The organism is Fischerella sp. (assembly GCF_013388695.1).
In the GTDB taxonomy this organism is placed as follows: domain Bacteria; phylum Cyanobacteriota; class Cyanobacteriia; order Cyanobacteriales; family Nostocaceae; genus PCC9605.
In genome coordinates this window covers 20,051-37,297 of record NZ_JACAEU010000038.1, presented here as the reverse complement: position 1 = coordinate 37,297, position 17,247 = coordinate 20,051, and the positions used below count along the sequence as shown (strand labels likewise).

At 43.1% G+C, this 17,247-nt stretch carries 14 protein-coding genes; 5 read left to right on the top strand and 9 right to left on the bottom strand.

All coding sequences use genetic code 11. The features are described 5' to 3' along the window. Positions 1 to 185 precede the first annotated feature (185 nt). Positions 186 to 1,043 carry a HEAT repeat domain-containing protein gene (locus HXY43_RS06450; protein WP_290881341.1) on the top strand — a complete coding sequence of 286 codons (858 nt, stop codon included), beginning with the start codon at positions 186 to 188 and terminating at the stop codon, positions 1,041 to 1,043. A gap of 166 nt (positions 1,044 to 1,209) precedes the next feature. On the opposite strand, the gene HXY43_RS06445 is transcribed toward HXY43_RS06450, so the two are convergent. The 7 genes from HXY43_RS06445 to HXY43_RS06415 all read right to left on the bottom strand — a co-directional run bounded on the left by HXY43_RS06445 (position 1,210) and on the right by HXY43_RS06415 (position 9,413). Then, positions 1,210 to 1,749, bottom strand: coding sequence for an HMA2 domain-containing protein (locus HXY43_RS06445; RefSeq protein ID WP_290881339.1), 540 nt, complete (start codon positions 1,747 to 1,749; stop codon positions 1,210 to 1,212). A gap of 254 nt (positions 1,750 to 2,003) precedes the next feature. Further along, positions 2,004 to 2,303 carry a DUF5132 domain-containing protein gene (locus tag HXY43_RS06440; RefSeq protein WP_290881337.1) on the bottom strand — a complete coding sequence of 100 codons (300 nt, stop codon included), beginning with the start codon at positions 2,301 to 2,303 and terminating at the stop codon, positions 2,004 to 2,006. A 166-nt stretch (positions 2,304 to 2,469) separates the two neighbouring features. Further along, positions 2,470 to 4,704 (bottom strand): heavy metal translocating P-type ATPase, encoded by a 2,235-nt coding sequence (locus HXY43_RS06435; RefSeq protein WP_290881335.1) that lies wholly within the window; start codon positions 4,702 to 4,704, stop codon positions 2,470 to 2,472. 258 nt (positions 4,705 to 4,962) lie between these two features. Continuing rightward, positions 4,963 to 6,273 carry a hypothetical protein gene (locus tag HXY43_RS06430; RefSeq protein ID WP_290881333.1) on the bottom strand — a complete coding sequence of 437 codons (1,311 nt, stop codon included), beginning with the start codon at positions 6,271 to 6,273 and terminating at the stop codon, positions 4,963 to 4,965. 15 nt (positions 6,274 to 6,288) lie between these two features. Beyond that, complete coding sequence (locus tag HXY43_RS06425) at positions 6,289 to 7,473, bottom strand: HMA2 domain-containing protein (protein ID WP_290881331.1); 1,185 nt, start codon at positions 7,471 to 7,473, stop codon at positions 6,289 to 6,291. A 95-nt stretch (positions 7,474 to 7,568) separates the two neighbouring features. Next, a complete protein-coding gene (gene def, locus HXY43_RS06420; protein ID WP_290881329.1) occupies positions 7,569 to 8,102 on the bottom strand; it encodes a peptide deformylase in 534 nt (177 codons plus the stop codon). A 156-nt stretch (positions 8,103 to 8,258) separates the two neighbouring features. Next, positions 8,259 to 9,413 (bottom strand): HhoA/HhoB/HtrA family serine endopeptidase, encoded by a 1,155-nt coding sequence (locus HXY43_RS06415; protein ID WP_290881347.1) that lies wholly within the window; start codon positions 9,411 to 9,413, stop codon positions 8,259 to 8,261. Between the two features lie 320 nt (positions 9,414 to 9,733). On the opposite strand from HXY43_RS06415, the gene dnaA reads away from it, so the two are divergent. The 4 genes from dnaA to HXY43_RS06395 all read left to right on the top strand — a co-directional run bounded on the left by dnaA (position 9,734) and on the right by HXY43_RS06395 (position 13,363). Beyond that, a complete protein-coding gene (gene dnaA / locus HXY43_RS06410; RefSeq protein ID WP_290881326.1) occupies positions 9,734 to 11,116 on the top strand; it encodes a chromosomal replication initiator protein DnaA in 1,383 nt (460 codons plus the stop codon). A 490-nt stretch (positions 11,117 to 11,606) separates the two neighbouring features. Then, positions 11,607 to 12,776, top strand: a complete 1,170-nt coding sequence (dnaN, locus tag HXY43_RS06405; RefSeq protein WP_290881323.1) for a DNA polymerase III subunit beta — start codon at positions 11,607 to 11,609, stop codon at positions 12,774 to 12,776. Between the two features lie 157 nt (positions 12,777 to 12,933). Then, a complete protein-coding gene (locus tag HXY43_RS06400; protein ID WP_290881321.1) occupies positions 12,934 to 13,143 on the top strand; it encodes a type II toxin-antitoxin system HicB family antitoxin in 210 nt (69 codons plus the stop codon). After that, positions 13,136 to 13,363, top strand: a complete 228-nt coding sequence (locus HXY43_RS06395) for a type II toxin-antitoxin system HicA family toxin (RefSeq protein WP_290881343.1) — start codon at positions 13,136 to 13,138, stop codon at positions 13,361 to 13,363. Before HXY43_RS06400 ends, HXY43_RS06395 begins: the two co-directional genes overlap by 8 nt. Positions 13,364 to 13,404: 41 nt before the next feature. Here the strand turns inward: HXY43_RS06395 and HXY43_RS06390 are convergent, their stop codons facing one another. Both HXY43_RS06390 and HXY43_RS06385 read right to left on the bottom strand, forming a co-directional pair. Next, on the bottom strand, positions 13,405 to 16,173 hold the full coding sequence (locus tag HXY43_RS06390; RefSeq protein ID WP_290881319.1) for a GAF domain-containing protein: 2,769 nt from the start codon (positions 16,171 to 16,173) through the stop codon (positions 13,405 to 13,407). A gap of 559 nt (positions 16,174 to 16,732) precedes the next feature. Next, positions 16,733 to 17,236 carry a GAF domain-containing protein gene (locus HXY43_RS06385; RefSeq protein ID WP_367161465.1) on the bottom strand — a complete coding sequence of 168 codons (504 nt, stop codon included), beginning with the start codon at positions 17,234 to 17,236 and terminating at the stop codon, positions 16,733 to 16,735. Between the last annotated feature and the right edge of the window lie 11 nt (positions 17,237 to 17,247).

The window sequence follows — 17,247 nt, the reverse complement described above, 5'->3', positions numbered from 1 at the left end:
TAAAGTCAGATTACTTGGGTACGATGGATTCATAGCTCTCATAACGCTGTCATACTTAAGTATTTTTTCTACTGACAGGATACCGTTATGTGGGCTTTCTTACTTCTCAGACATCCTCTGAGGAAGTTTCCGTAATTTTGATCCGTGGTGGTGTATGAATCTTCAAGATTAACCTACCTACACCTATGAATAAATTGACTAGCCCAAAATTCCCAACTCAATTTCGCTTCAGTGCTGTTGTTTCTCAGATGGTAGTAGGCTTGTTTTGCCTTTCCTCACCGTTGGTTGTCGCCAGTGCTACTTGGGCGCAGCAGTCGTCGGAGTTGCCACAGACGAACTCACCCAATGTCAGCGTGTCTGTACCCTTACAGGGTAATAATTCTCAGCCTTCCGTAAATGTTACTCCTAGTGGTAATCTTTCTCCGGCAATACCAGCTTTAATTCAGGTTTTGCAAGGCAAACAACCACAGGCAGGCTTCGATGCTGCTTCTGCTATACCCGTTTTAATTCAGGGGTTACAGGGTAATAATCCACAACTGCGTGCGGATGCTACTTCTGCGATACCTGGAATTATTCAGGCAATGCAAGGCCAAAGTCCCCAGGTTCAACCGAATGCTCAACCCCAGGCTCAATCACTAGCAACTGATGCAGGTAGATGTGCTGGATCAAATACAGCATCTGTTGTACCCGGACTTGTTCAAGCTTTGCAAAACCAAGACGGACTGGTTCGCTTCTTTGCTGCTGCTGTTCTCGGTTGTATCGGCGAACAAGCCAAAGGTGCGGTTCCTACCTTAATTAGTAGTTTGACAGATCCAGATCAATCTGTGCGTTTAGTTGCTGCCTTTGCTTTGGATAAAATTGGTGTCGGTCTTCAGCAAGCGGCAAAGACTTTATCTACTGGGGAACTAAATCAATTGATATCTAGCTTTGACTCTGCTTTAAAAATAGTATCCGATCCACTACTTAAATTCCCACAGGATGCCGTTAACTCTTTGTTCAATCCTTTACAGATCCTACAGCAAGAACAAGGACAAAGACGCTGAAATGAGTATAGCGATCGTTTCACCCCTACTTTTTATTTTTTCTTAAGGATATTTCCTCAGATATATTTATTCTACAATTATGCCTAAAGATAGATGTATTAAAATTAAATGCAATAGTTGTAATGCGGGCCAGACTGCCCGCCTTGTAGCTTGCAAATTGAAGGTATTACTCTTCTGTACACCGTGGTTGGCTCGTGCCGTTGACATTCAGTTTAATAAAACTATCGAATGCATACCATGCCAACACATACCAGGGAATAAATTCTAATTGCAATCCTTTAGTGAGCAACTGCCGAATGGAAAGGGTAGCGAGTCCTAAAGGAAAAAGCATGCGTAGATCAACCGCACCGTTTGTTGCCTTGTGAACTCGCTTGTTTAAGTCAACAACTGTATTGGATACTCCCGCTGCTGCTTCAGATTTTCCACCTGCAATATCAGCAAAAATAATTCCTATATCCCTGAGTGTACCAAGAACGTTTTCAAGACTACCATCGCTACCATCGTGATGGATAGTAATACTACCTTGATCCATATTCATCCGCACGTTACTAACATTAGGATGTGCCTTTAAGGCTTTAGCGAGGCGCTGCATTTCTTCAGCTTGACGGTGGGGGGGAGCAACTCTCAAACGCAGCCGTTTTGGAGTATTACTTACAACTTTTGTAAATATAGGCTTAGAGCGCGTTTTTTCGATTGCTTCCGACATAATTTTTGGCGTCTTGGTAAGACTGGCATAACCATTTTTCACACCTAAATATTCTCCTAAGCAATTACAAATTTGATCGGCTTTACACGGCAACCTTAATCGGTAAGAGGGTATGAGGCAGAAACTCTTCAGCTACAACCTCTCTACCCTCTTTGCAAAAATCCAAAATCCAAATTCATCTGAATTACGCTTTCAGGGATGGGCAATAAACCTATCCCAACACGGGAAAAGAGTGAGACCCTTTTCCCATCAATTTATGCACCATTATCAGATGTATTGTCGGCACCAGCTTCCACCGCTGGGAGTTGCTTTCCTTCCGCGATTTCTGCTCTTGCTTCAGCTACAATGTCATCCCAAGTTTCGCCTATTTCTGCAAAGGCTCCTCTGCTCTTTTCGTAAAGAACAAGTCCGCCTTTGATCAATGATTTGGCTATTGGTTTGCCAACTCCAGCTACAACTGGAATCACAACTGGTGCTAGAAGTACCGCACCAATACCGGCTATAATTCCAGGTGCGCCAGCATCTTCAACAAAGTCAGTGATTTTAGGTGCCATAGTTCATTAACCTCATGTAAACTGGAAAATCCATCAAAACCCCTCATCCTATTTCAGTTGAGATAGATATCTCATCCTGCTGTTGGTAGAGTTTTAGTTAATGGTTAGTGGATAGTGGTTAGTAGTTAGTGGTAAAAACCAACAACTAACCACTAACAACTAACAACTAACTATTTGTTGACTTGAGCATCGGACGCAAACCGTTTACTCCTGCAACTACCGTGGAGCCATTGTTGACTACCGTTGCTGCTAAAGGATTTAGACCAAAGAAAACGGCTACCACCAAAGCAGCTAGGTTAGGAATGGCAACAATACCCGTGTTTTGCTGAATTAATTGCTTGGTTTGACGAGCGATCGCGATCGCTTCTAATAAACCATGCAAGTCATTGTGCATTAGCACCACGTCTGCTGTTTCACGGGCGATATCGGAACCGTTAGCAAAGGAAACGGAAACATCCGCATAGGCTAGTGCTGGCGAATCATTAATACCATCGCCAACAAAGGCAACTGTCTTGCCTTGTTCGTGCAACTCACGAACAACTGTTGCTTTTTGCTCGGGAAAAGCTTCTGCGTGGGTGTTAGTTGGGGCTATGCCAAGTTGAGCCGCTACAGCACTAGCAGTCCGTCTGTTATCTCCGGTCAGCATGTGGACTTCCACATTTTCGACCGTCAACAGTCTGCTAATGACTTCTCGGCTTTCAGGACGAATTAAGTCACAATATTCTATTATACCTTGAAGTTCGTTGTTGGTAGCAACATAAATTGCCGATGCAGGTTTTTGTCGTCCATCTAAAGCCGACATATCCACGTCTTTGTGACGCAGAAAGCGCTCGCTGCCTACATAAACTAACTCCCCGTCAATCTCTGCTTGTACGCCTAAACCAAGCTGATAGTCCCACTTGCTCCGCAGCAAAAATTCTATTTTGTGCGCTTCGGCGTAGCGCATCACCGCTTCTGCAACTGGGTGAGTGAGGCGCTGTTCGGCAGTAGCGGCGAGTTGTAGCACTCGCATTGATGAGATGGTGGGATTGAGACTTTCCACACCAACAACAGCAGCTTCACCTTGAGTCAACGTCCCTGTTTTATCAAAGACAATGGTATCAACTTGTGCTAATTGCTCTAACGCCCTGCCACTGCGGATCAGCACACCGCGCTTGGCTGCGTGGGCGAGTGCTGCCAAAACTGTTGTTGGCACACATACTCGAATGCCAGTGGCAAAGTCTAAGGTCAGGATACTGGCGGCTCGGGCTGGATTGCGCGTCAGGGCAAATACTGCCCCTCCTAGTAGCAAAGTTGGCAAGACTGCTTTTTGGGCGATTTTCGCCGCATAGTTTTCCATGCGAGTATCGTGGACGGGGGCTTGTTCCATTAACTGCACACTCTTGCCAGCCCTAGTATCGTTGCCTAATCGTTCCGTCAAGATATAAATGCGTCCTTCTCGCACCAAAGTGGAAGCGAACACATGTTGCCCCTTGGTTTTGAATACAGGTACAGACTCGCCAGTCAGTTTTTGCTCGTCCAGTAGGGCTTTACCCCGCAGGATCGTACCGTCAACTGGAATTTGTTCTCCTGGATAGACAATGACAGTATCTCCGCTTTGCACATCTTGAATGGGAATTTGTTGCTTTTCACCATTCCGTTCTACCCAAGCGAACTGTCCCAAGGAACTGAGCAGATCCACGGTTTGTTGTGCCGAACAGCGAGCTGTGCGATCGCGGATATTCTCGCCAATTTCGATTAAGTTCAGCATCAGCGTTGGCGTGAGAAAATGACTCTGCCAAGTGGTAATTGCGATCGCAATAAAATCCAAAAAGTCTATAGTCAGTTTTCGCTCTACCGTAATTCCTTTCCAAGCACGTTGGAGAACTGGCAAGGTAGCAAGAGCGATGGTTCCTACCATCAACATCGGCGGAATGGGTAATCCTAACGGCCCTCCCAGCACAGCTAAGGTGGTAGCAGCACCAGAAAGTTGCAATCCAGGCCAAGACTTCTGTGTTTCCTTCGTGCTTGGCAGGATTGCAGGCTTGAGAACAACAACTTCACCAGCTGCCTGAATTAAATGACTCAGATGATGGCGTAACTTGAATTCCGAAACTTTTTTAGGGTTATAAGTCACGGCCACCGACGCCGCCGCAGGCTTGAGCTTGATACTTTTAATTAGCGCATCTGCTTCTAGCAAAACTTGGAGGCGCTGTGCGTAGTTAGGATCGTGGCGCAAGCGAGGCACTCGCAAACGTATTCTTCCCGGAGTTGTATGAATAACACTATGCTCTACTTTGGGAAGGTGCGTGCGTGAGTGACCGTTGGATTCAACTAAATGAGCTTTCCCATTCCTTTGGGTCAAAGTCAGTTGAGAAAATTGACCTGCGGAGGATGGTAGACCCACCTTAACTTGTACCATTGCTTCTCTCTCATAAAAAAATATTAGTCAACTTTGGCGACAAGAAGACTATCCAGTTTGGCAAGGATAATCATGAGGACAAAAAATCCCCTTCTTGCAAGACTAGATTGCTTGCAGAAGTTGGTTAAAGCGAAGGGTTAAAGGAATTTTTCACCCTTACCCTTTCACCTTTGACCTTTTCCTGGCGATTTACTGGCTAGGTATCTTCAAGTCTGTATTTGGTGATTGGTGGAAAATCTGCTAGTTGCGTTCCTTCTGTTAGGCAACTGCTACATCATTGGCACTTTCAAGCAAACTGGCTAAATGCGTTACTGCTGCGGCTTCTACAACACTGCGATCGCGCTTTTGGGTATTAGGCTTAACCGCAGATTTATAGGTGATGGCAATTGATGCCGCACAGGGATTAACTCGTTGCTCGATCACCGTTGGATCTGCTTTCAGTAATGCTTCTAAGCGCTGCACATATTTTGGATCTTCGGCGATCCGAGGCACGCGGAACCGAACTCGTCCCGGAATTGCATGAGCAACGCTATAAGCTACTTTGGCTGGTTGCTTGGCTTGCTCATCTGTTTTCGCTGGCGGAGCGCTAGACTTTTGATCGGACGGAGATACAGGCAGGACACTTGCATGTGAATGCTCCTCAACAGGTTGCTTCCTCAAATTGAAGAATTTACCCAAGCGATCGCCTTTTCGTGAAGGAGCAACCTCAGTACCTTGCTTTCCGCTTTTGTGGAAGTCCGTGGAAGCATGTTCCGCAGAACGGGCAATGGCGTGAGAGTGTCCTTTAACCTGAGAACGAGAAGACATGGGGAGAGTTGCTAATTTCTCTTTGTCTTGCTCTTTTGTATTTTTTGTTTGGTTGTTTATTGGGAATGAATTCGAGCTTTGAGATGTTGCTGGCAGATCGATGCCAGATTGAATCAGATTCATTAAGTGCGATCGCATCTCAACATCTGACAAGATCCCAGACTTGTAGATTACCACAACAGATGCGGCAGTAATATTAATTTGCACGTTATTTACCCCGGCTTCTGCTTTGAGCAACGCAACAAGACGCTCCAGGTATTTTTCATCTCTGGAAATGCGAGGTATGCAAAACCCCACTTGTCCTGGAAGTGCATAAGTAATGCTATAAACTACTTTTGCCCGTTGTTTGGCTCCAGTAGAATTAGCAGACTGAGCTTCTGAATATGAATTGGTTGGTTGAATCGTTGCTAGCTGAACTGCGGCAGACTGAATCAGATCTATTAAATGCGATCGCATCTCAAAATCTGACATTAACCCAGATTTGTAGCTAACTGCAACCGATGCGGCAGTACTATTAACTTGCACGCTCGTAACCCCAGTTTCCGCTTTCAGCAACGCCACAACACGCCCTAAATATCTTTCATCTCTAGAAATACGAGGGATGCAAAACCCCACTTGTCCTGGAAGTGCATAAGCGATACTATATACTTCCCTGGACGGTTGCCTATCGATGTCGATGCGATCGGTCTTGTGCGTGGTGTTTACTTGGGTTTTTTTTTCTGGGGCAGATCCCATTTGTGATTGTGATATCGATTCAACCATCGCTTTCCTCCCTCCTCAGTCCGGACCTGCGTGTATAGGAAAGTTTGCCATAAAGGACAGGGCATAAGACAAAGCCGGGGCTTTGAATGTACCCCATAAACCAACTGCTTCTGGAGTCGCCGCAGTTATTATTTGCAATTCCTTGGGTTCACTCAGCTGACTAACAGGCTGGCGTTGTGGTTGCTCTGAAGTTTTAATGGGAATCTGTTGTGGTACAGTCTGCTGAGCCAACTGCATCAAACCGATCCAGTGAGATACTGGTATATGACTCGATTCATAGGCAACCATCACCGATGCCGCATCACAATTCACACGCACATTTGTGACTTGGGGATCGGTTTTTAGCAAACTCTCCAGTCGTCGTGCATAGGCACGATCTTGAGCTAATTTAGGTACGCTCAACCTAATGCGTCCTGGAATTGCATGGACTACACTGTAGGCAATGTTTGCAGTTGCCTCCATCGCCTCATCGTTTGCCTTGTCCGCAGTATTTGTTGTGAGAATTTCCTGTTTAACAGCTGTTGCTTGCTCCACTTTTGCTAAAGAGGCTCCAGAAGTGACCTGATGTTTAGTTGCAGAAACGCTATGAGTTTTTTTGCTACTCTTAGATGCCGATTTTTGCGGCTGTATATAGTCAATCACGCGACGGGTTGTGTCCGCTGTAACCATGTATACAGGAATTGCAAACAACCCGCTGATTCCCAAAGCACTTGTAACTCCTAACCCTGTAAACAAAGGAATAAAGGAAATTCCTTGTTCTTTCCAAAAATCTATGGATTTCCACGCAGCAAAGGGATCGCTATTCTGTGCTAATTGAGACGAAATTTGTTGTTGAATTCCAAACTCTTGGAGTATCGCCAACATTTGCGGCAAGGACAGTCTATTTTCATCGAATAAAATCACTAAACTGCCCGCTTGTTGATTGGAGTCTACTTTCTTAACTCCCTCAAGCTGTCGTAATTGCTGGGATATATTCTCGATTATCGAGTTATGACTACCGTCAGTAGCACGGATTCGCACGCGGCCACCAGTTGCATGAACTATTTTTAACCCGCTAAGCGCCGATTGTGCTGTTGACTGTGTAGATACCTTACCTGTGTGGTTATTTACTTCATCGCTTTGCTGCTGAGCCGAGATTAGGTCAGAAGAGAATTGCGGCGGTTGACTTAATCTCTCGCGACTACTGATGGTTCTGGTCATTTACCCGATAGCTACCTCAAAGCCAAAAGGTTAACGTCAGATTAAATGTAACTTAAATTTCTAGCTAGTGTATAGTTCTTTAGGATTATTTATTATCAAATATTGTTAACAATCAATTTTTGATACTCTTGCTCAGTCACTATATCCCGGTTGCTCTCCAGTCGATCTAGGAACACAATCCCATCCAAATGGTCATATTCGTGTTGAAATATACGAGCGATAAAACCATTTAACAGTTGCTTTTGCAACTTGCCATTTCTGTCGGTGTATTCAACTTCTACTGCTTTATACCTAGGTACTAACCCTCTGATACCGGGAATACTTAAACAACCTTCCCAACCTTTGACAACTGCTGTTGAATGAGTGATGATCTTGGGGTTAATCATGGCAGTAGGTTCCATTTCTGGAGCGTCTGGATATCTGGGATTAGGACGAGATGCCACAATCATCACACGGTAAGATTGGGCAACTTGCGGTGCAGCAATACCTACACCATTAGCTTTAACAACAGTAGCAATTAAATCATCAATTATTTTCTGAATTTTTTCATCTTGAATATTTTCAACTCTGGCTGCTTTTTGACGCAGTATATGATTACCTAATTGAACAATTGGCAGTATGTCACCCATTTTTATAAAAACTCCTTATAGTAGTTAGTGGTTAGTGGTTAGTGGTTAGTGGTTAGTGGTTAGTGGTTAACAACCAACAACCAACAACTAACTACTAACTACTAACTACTATCTACTATCTACTATCTACTATCTACTATCTACTCATTTGAGCAATTAGCTTTCACGCTGAGTTGGCAAGGGAGCAGGTTTAACCGCTACTTGCACAATTTGTCCATTGCGTTGTACTTGTAATTGTAAAGGAATTCCTATTTTACTGTTTTCTACCAGCTTTTGCACTTGTTCTATATCAGTGACAGGCTGGTTGTTAATGCTTTGAATAACATCACCTTCTCGCAATCCAGCGATCGCTGCGGGGGAACGGGAAACCACATCAACTAATAAAACCCCTCGATCTACCATCACATTAAGGCCTAATCTACTTATTCTTTCCTTAACTTCTGGTGTTAGTGTCACCATTTGAATTCCTAGATAAGGATGATCCACCCTACCTTGAGCAATTAATTCCTTGGCGATCCTTTGGGCTGTGTTAATTGGAATAGCAAAACCTAACCCTTGGGCACCTCGAATGATGGCGGTGTTCATGCCAATGACTTCACCGCGAGGATTTAGCAAAGGTCCACCAGAGTTACCAGGGTTAATTGCAGCATCAGTTTGAATGTAATCAACGCGCTTGTCACTGGCACCAATAGCACTGCCGGAACGACCTGTGGCACTGATAATTCCAGTAGTAACAGTATTGTCTAAACCCAAAGGATTACCGATCGCAATTACCGCTTCTCCTGGTTGCAAATTCTCAGAATTGCCCAAAGGAATAGTTGGTAAGTTATTGGCGGCAATTGTAACTACAGCAACATCTGTGACTGGATCTTCACCTACTACTTGTCCGTCGAAAGTACGACCATCTTTCAGCCGTACCGCCACTATATCAGCACCATTGACAACGTGAGAATTAGTCAAAATCTGACCATTGGGACTAATAATAAACCCGGAGCCACTACCACGCTCTACTCGCTGTCTGGGTTGTGATGGTTCATCTCCAAAAAAGCGTCGGAAAAATGGATCGGCGAACTCATCTGGCGTGCTTACAGTCCTGGCTGCATCAATGCGAACTACCGCAGGCCCCACATTTTGCACCACCTTCACTACAAAGTTAGGATCTCCAGACGACTGAAACACAGGGGGAGGAGCAATTGGGACTTGGACATTAGTTGGGTTTTGAGCTTGAGCATCGGGTTTTGGAGTCTTCACAGTATTGACAGGTATAGAGCAACCTCCAAGGGACACTGCTGCTACACTACCTAGTAGCATCAATAAAACCGTGGTTGTTGACCTTTGGGGCGATAGGGTGGTGGGGTGGTGGGGAGATAGGGAGATGGGGTGAAGTTCTCTCCCCATCTCCCTATCTCCCCATTTGTTGTTATCAATATCTTTCAAATGCAAGTCATAGTCTTTTGTCTTCATCTTTGTTTACTTCTCCGTGTGAATCCGTGGGTGATAGGATATTGCCTACTGGGGGAGTCCACACAATGATTACAACTTAAAAGCATATTCCTGGTCTAGAGTGCCTGAATGTTAAATTGGTGCTTGCTTATATTATTTCTGATGGTTACTAGCAAAGGTGGTAGATAATGGCAATTCCCATAGATAGTCTGTGGAGTCAGGTTCTGGAACGCTTGCAGCTAGAACTATCCCGTCCTACCTTTGAAACTTGGATCAAAACTGCAAGCGCTGAAAGCTTGGAAAATAATTGCTTGGTGATTCGTACTCCCAACCCCTTTGCTCGCAATTGGCTACAAAAGTATTACATTAAAACAATTGCTAATGTTGTCCAAGATATTCTTGGTCATACAGTAGAAATTTATATTACTGTTGCTCAAGGTGATGAAATTTCTCAGTTAGGTGAACGAGAAACTTCTTGGTCATCGGCACCTCAAAGCAATATTCCCGAAACTGCTGCTAGAAAACGACTCAAAACTACAGAATTAAATCCAAAATACGTATTTTCGCGATTTGTAGTTGGAGCCAATAATCGCATGGCTCATGCCGCAGCTTTGGCTGTTGCCGAATCTCCAGGTAGAGAATTTAATCCCTTATTTTTATGCGGTGGCGTGGGCTTGGGTAAAACTCACATCATGCAGGCAATTGGACACTATCGCTTGGAAATTTGTCCGAATTCAAAAATATTCTATGTCTCTACCGAACAGTTTACGAATGATTTAATTACTGCCATTCGCAATGATAGTATGCAAACTTTTCGCGAACACTACCGCGCTGCCGACGTGATTCTGGTAGATGATATTCAGTTTATCGAGGGTAAAGAGTATACCCAAGAAGAATTTTTTCATACTTTTAATACTTTACATGAAGCTGGCAAGCAAGTGGTGATTGCTTCTGACCGCCCTCCCAATCAAATTCCTCGCCTTCAAGAACGCCTTAGTTCTCGGTTTTCGATGGGTTTGATTGCTGATATCCAACCGCCAGATTTAGAAACGAGAATGGCAATTCTGCAAAACAAAGCCGAGTATGAAAATATCCCTCTGCCGAGGGATGTGATTGAATATATTGCTTCTAACTACACCTCTAATATCCGGGAACTGGAAGGTGCATTAATTCGGGCATTGGCTTACATTTCTATTTGGGGTTTATCTATGTCGGTAGAAAATATTACACCTGTTTTAGAGCCTCCCAAAGAAAAAGTAGAAGCAACTCCAGAAACAATTTTGACAATAGTTGCTAATGAGTTTAATGTTACGATTGAAGACCTCAAAAGTAATTCGCGCCGCCGAGAAATTAGCTGGGCACGTCAAATAGGAATGTATTTAATGCGACAGCACACAGATTTGAGTTTGCCTAGAATCGGAGAAGAGTTTGGTGGTAAAGACCATACAACGGTTATGTATAGTTGTGAAAAAATTTCTCAATTAAAAGAAACCGATCAAAACTTGGCACAAACACTCCGTAAACTTGGCGATCGCATTAATATGAACAGCCGTCCTCACACATCACATTGATCGGTTGATTTTTTTGTTTTCCACAACTAACACCACAATTATTTTGTCTAAAGATAGAACAATTTCTGATTAATCATTAAGCAGATTATAAAAAAACATTAAGAATAAATTACGTTGTGGAAAAATTCACAACCATTTGTGGAAAACTTCCTCAAATTCTGTGGAAAAATTAATTAAGTATAATTACCTTGTGGAAAAATCCATATGTTTTTCCACAGGTTTTCCACAGCTAAGTAATTACAAAATTATCAATTAAATAAATTCATCCTAGATTTTCCACAATTTCCACACATCGAAGAGTGGAGAGAGAAGTGGGGGAGTGAGGGAATAAATAAAAATAAACAAATTAAGTAATAAAATAATATAAATAAAAAGAAATAAATTAAGTTAGTTATCCTCTCCTAATTTCTCTCCCCATCTCCCCCACTCCCCATCCCTCCTAAATCCCAAACGGTGCTACCATATCCAAGCACACAAGCTGAATCTGACCATGAAATTAGTTTGCACCCAAAGCAATCTCAGTACTCATCTCTCACTCACTAGTCGTGCTGTTCCTTCACGTCCAACTCATCCAGTACTCGCGAATGTGCTACTGCAAGCTGATGCTGAAACTAACCAAGTTAGTCTGACGGCGTTCGATCTCAGTTTGGGTATCCGCACTAGTTTTAATGCTGAGGTGCTACAGGGAGGAGCGATCGCCCTACCTGCTAAACTTCTCAATGACATAGTTTCTCGTTTGCCAGAGGGAGAAATTACTCTAGATGATGAATCATCCCTTGGTTCTGACAATCTGCCAGACTATAACGGTTTAATTGTCACACTTACACCCAAGAGTGGACGCTATCAGATACGAGCAATGGGAGGGGAAGAGTTTCCCGAACTACCCGTGATTGAAAATGCTCAAGCCATACAATTCAGTGCTGCTGCATTAATTGAAGGTTTGCGAGGTTCATTGTTTGCTTCCAGTACTGATGAAACTAAGCAAGTACTCACTGGCGTACATTTAACAGTTAAAGAAGACACTCTGGAATTTGCTGCTACTGACGGACATCGGCTAGCAGTGGTAGAAACCACAAACGAAAGTCCAGATGCAAATAGCGAAGATAGTTTGGAGGTGACAGTACCAGCGAGAGCACTGCGCGAACTAGAGCGGATGTTAGCTCATAGTTCTGAATCAGAGGAACCTGTAGCCTTGTATTTCGATCAAGGTCAAGTTGTGTTTGAATTGCAGAATCAACGCTTGACTAGCCGAACTTTAGAAGGGCAGTATCCGGCTTACCGTCTACTCATTCCCAAACAATTTCAACGAGAATTGACTTTGGAGAGGCGACAATTTTTGAGTTCTTTGGAGCGGATTGCTGTATTAACCGATCAGAAGAACAATCTTGTCAAGCTCAGTATTAATAGTGATGCCCAAGAAATTACCTTATCTGTAGAATCTCAAGATGTAGGCAGTGCAATGGAGTCAATGCCAGCACAGATATCAGGAGAAGATATGGATATTGCCTTTAACATCAAATATTTGATGGAAGGATTAAAAAATATGTCATCTTCCGAAATTCTTATGCAGATGAATACAAACCTTACCCCAGTGATCATCACACCCTTGGGTGGTTTGAAGATGACCTATTTAGCCATGCCAGTACAACTCCGGAGTTGAAATTAAATCAACTAACTTTATGCCCATGCAATTGGTAATTAATTGGTAATAGGTAATTGGTAAGAGGATTGCAAGATTAATTTCGGCGGCACTTGCTTTATCATGATGGAGTAGGTGCATTGTTTTAACTAAAGCTCAATTACTGCTGACGTTAATTATGAAAACTCGCAGCTTTACAGTGATTGTCTACAAAGAAGATGATATGTACATAGCGGAGTGTCCAGAGGTCGGCACTGTGGATCAGGGAGCAACTATTGAACAGGCGGTTGCGGGGGTGAGAGAGGCGACACGACTCTATCTTGAGGAATTTCCTTTACCTGAAGCGTCTCCCAAATACATAACTAGCATTGAGGTTAGCTATGCCTAAATTGCCACGAATCTCAAGTAAAGAAGCGATTCGGGCACTGGAGCGTTTAGGTTTCGAGCAAGTTCGTCAAACTGGTAGTCATGTGGTGATGAAGAAAGCAACCGAGGAAGGGGAAATTGGTTGCGTCGTCCCTGTACATCAAGAATTGAAGGTTGGTACATTGAGCGGCATTCTTAAGCAAGCGCAAGTCACAGTCGAAGAGTTCATTGAGAGCCTGTGAGGTCTAATAAACCGGTTGCACCCTACTGTTGAAATTATCTATTAGGAATTTAAGATTATCTGCTGTTGCATCGGAATTTCAATCCAGAATTCTGTACCTAAATTTGGCTGCGAATTACATTTAAAGACGCCACCGTGCTTATCCACAACAATTTGGTAACTAATAGATAATCCTAAGCCTGTACCTTTACCTACTGGTTTGGTGGTGAAAAAGGGATCGAAGATGCGCTTCATAGCATCTTCCGCTATCCCCGGGCCATTGTCGGCAATGCTAATGACTACACTAGGAATATTGCCAGAAATTTGACCAACAGCAGTTTTGATTGTGATTACGGGGATATAAGTTTCTGAAATTGACTGCCTGTGCAGTTCTAAAGCATCGATCGCATTACTCAAAACATTCATGAAAACTTGATTCATTTGCCCGGCATAGCACTCAACCAAGGGGAGATCGCCGTACTTTTTTACTATCTCAATTGCACCTCCTTCTGGTCTGGCCTTCAAGCGATACTGTAAAATTAGTAGCGTGTTGTCGATACCTTCGTGAATATCAACAGGCTTCATCTCTGCTTGGTCGAGCCTGGAAAAATTTCGCAAAGATAAAACAATCTGACGGATGCGTTCAGTGCCAATTTGCATGGAAGACAGCATTTTTGGCAAATCTTCAACAATAAAATCTAAATCTATTTCTTCTGCTCGCTCACGAATTTCTGGACTGAGGTTGTAACTGTATTGCTGGTAAAGAGCCAGCATATTAAGTAAATCTTTGGCATATTCACTAACATAAGTGATATTGCCATGTATAAAATTTACAGGATTGTTGATTTCGTGGGCAACACCTGCCACCAGTTGACCCAGTGAGGACATTTTCTCGCTTTGAATCAACTGAGTTTGCATTTGTTGTAAATCTTGCAGTGCTTCGGCTAGTTGTTCTGCCTGTAGCTTGGTTTGATTGAGTAATTCAGCTTGCTGGAGTGCTACCCCAAGTTGGACAGCAATCTGAGTGAGGAAGTTAATTTCATAGTCTTGCCAGTGGCGGGAACCACTATGTTGATAAGCCGCCAGCAATCCCCAAAGTTTTTCCCCAACAAAGATAGGAGCAAGTATAAAGGCATGAATCTGATACTGCTCTAGATTATCAACATGACACTGAGCAAACCCCATTTTATAAATGTCATCCACCGCAAATGTTTCCTTGTTGCGGTAGCGTCCGCCTTGCGTATTTTGTAAATAGGTGTCATTCCAAACCAGATTAATGCTGAGTTTGGCAGCACTTGACCAGTTGGGACTAGTAGCTTCAAAATCACCAACAAATTCACCACCCCAATCGGCATTGAAGCGATAAACAGAAACACGTTCAGCTCGCAGTAATTGACAAACTTCTTTAGTAGTTATTTGAAAAATAGTATTGGCATCTAGAGACTCACGAATCTTGGCAATGACTTTAAACACAGCGTGTTGTTGTTCTGTTGCCTGTTGCAGTTGCAAAGTGCGTTTTTTAACTTGCTTTTCTAAGTTGGTATTGAATGCTTGCACCTGTTGATACAATTCGTACTGCTGAATTGCTGACGCAAATTGTTTAGCGAGTTCTCTAGCCAATTCAATCTCTGCGAGCATCCATTTCTGAGCTTGTGCTTTTTTAGATTCGCGCCAAACCTCAAACGATAGACGAGGATACAGTTGCCGTTGATCGGGATCAAATTGCCCTGCCCACAGAGTTTCTGTGTCTATTTCATCCCGGAAAATACTTAAATAACCTAGTAAATGCTGGCGATACTGGAGCGGTATCATCAACATACTGCGAATTTTAGTTGCCATAAAGGCAGGTTGCAAACTTCGCAAGCCAGGAGTTTGATAGACATCTGAAATTGCCCATACATCATATTCACCAAACTTGTAGTATTCTTGCCAGACGCTGTACTGCTCTAGCAATGGATATATTGTTTGTTCTGGTATTATGGGCTGCTGTCCGCAAATATAAAGCCTGACACAATCGCTTCCAGGTATCAAACATTCTGTGAAGCTCCTTGTGTTGCTACTCTGGAAGTCAGAGGTATCATTTCTAATGCAAAGTCTGCCACCAGAACCATCAAAGGCAGCAACAGCTGCTTCTAAGGCTGGTTGTAATGCGATCGCCGGCAATGAGTGTAGTAGGGAAGCAACGCGGTTAATAATCGCTTCCCGTTGGGCTGTGGCACGCGCTTGAGCAAGGAGTTGACTGTGAGCGATCGCCACCGACAGTTGCTCGACCACCATTTGCACTACTTCAATTTCATCTTCTGTAAACGTACGTGACTGCGAATGGTGAGATACCAATAACCCCCAAAGTTTCTCCTGATAGATAATCGGCACTACAATAGTGGACTTTACCCCCATTGCTGTTAAGTACTCTATATGACAGGGGTCTACAGGACGGCAACGGATATCCTCTGATATAGTCTCACCTGTTTCCAAGTCACGCACTATACTTTGACCAATCTGCTGACTGTCAACATTAACAACTGAGCGCACCCGCGATTGGATAAACAATTCACGGGCATGGGGTGGAATGTCATCAGCAGGAAAGTTTAACCCCAACAGCGAAGGTAACTTGTTGTTATCTATGGATTCAGCAATGACCTGGCCGCTATCATCAGGATGAAACTTGTAAATCATGACTCGATCTGTTACGAGAAATGAACGTATCTCCGCCACTGTTGTAGTCAGAATTTCTTGCAATTCTAGTGATAGGCGAATGCGGTTGGTAATACGACGCAACAAGTTTGCTTGCTGAAGACTTGCTCGCAAGTTTGGTTCCTCTGATAGGGTCATTTCTTTAGGTGAGATAAATATCAGCTAAATGACTAGCGCAACTGCGACGAAAATAACTAGACAGTTAGAGGATATCTTAAAAGTATAAGATCCTCCTAGCCCCCCTTAGAAAGTGGGGAGACAACCTTTTCTAAGTCCCCCTTTTTAAGGGGGATTTAGGGGTATCTTTAAGAATCAAGTTCTGCTAACTGAACTGTATTGGCAAATAAATACTATTTTGAAATTTATTGAATAAGTTTGTCGTCAGTAAAAGTACTGACAAGTATCTTAAATATTATGTGGAGTTTATTTTGTATAAATTAGTGTTATTTTATCGATGTAAAAAGAGTAATTGTTGTGGTAATTTTGATAGTTGATTGCAAATCAAATCTTTGATTTAATTATGTCTATTAAAAAAGTTAAATCAAAATCATAAAGGAGTAAATTGGCGTTTATTTCTATATCTATCGCAGCAGATTGTAAGATTGCTAAGGCTCATGCAGTACTAAATTTTTAGTGGTAGATGCTAATAGTGAGATTTAATTTCAGTCATGCTAATTTGACTCAATTCAATTAAACATCAATCTTCAGAGTACGGTAAACTTTCCTCAACATGGCGATCGCGATCGTGTCCAGAGAATGTCAAGGCTTTCCGCATTTTGTCAACAACTTTTAACAAGAACTGCTTCTGTTGTCCTGTCGCGTGCAATTCATCCAGTACCTTTAGCAAATCAGCTGCCTGCTGTTGTGTTTGTGCGACTAATTCCGCTTGCTGAAGTGCCACCCCCATTTGAGCTGCTATCTGACTTAGGAATTTAATGTCAGACGAATTCCAGTGGCGAGACTCTGAGTGTTGATAAGCTGCTAGCAAACCCCAAAGTTTTTGACGGACAAAAATAGGGGCGATCGCAAAGGCTTTGATGTGAAACTGCTCCAAAACTTCGATATGACAGGGGTCAAATCCCATTTGATAGATATCATCGACTGCAAATGTTTCATTATGGCGATAGCGTCCCCCTTGTGTTTCTTGTAAGTAGATATCGTCCCACACTGTATTGATGCCGAGTTTAATAATTCTACGCATTACCGCCACTG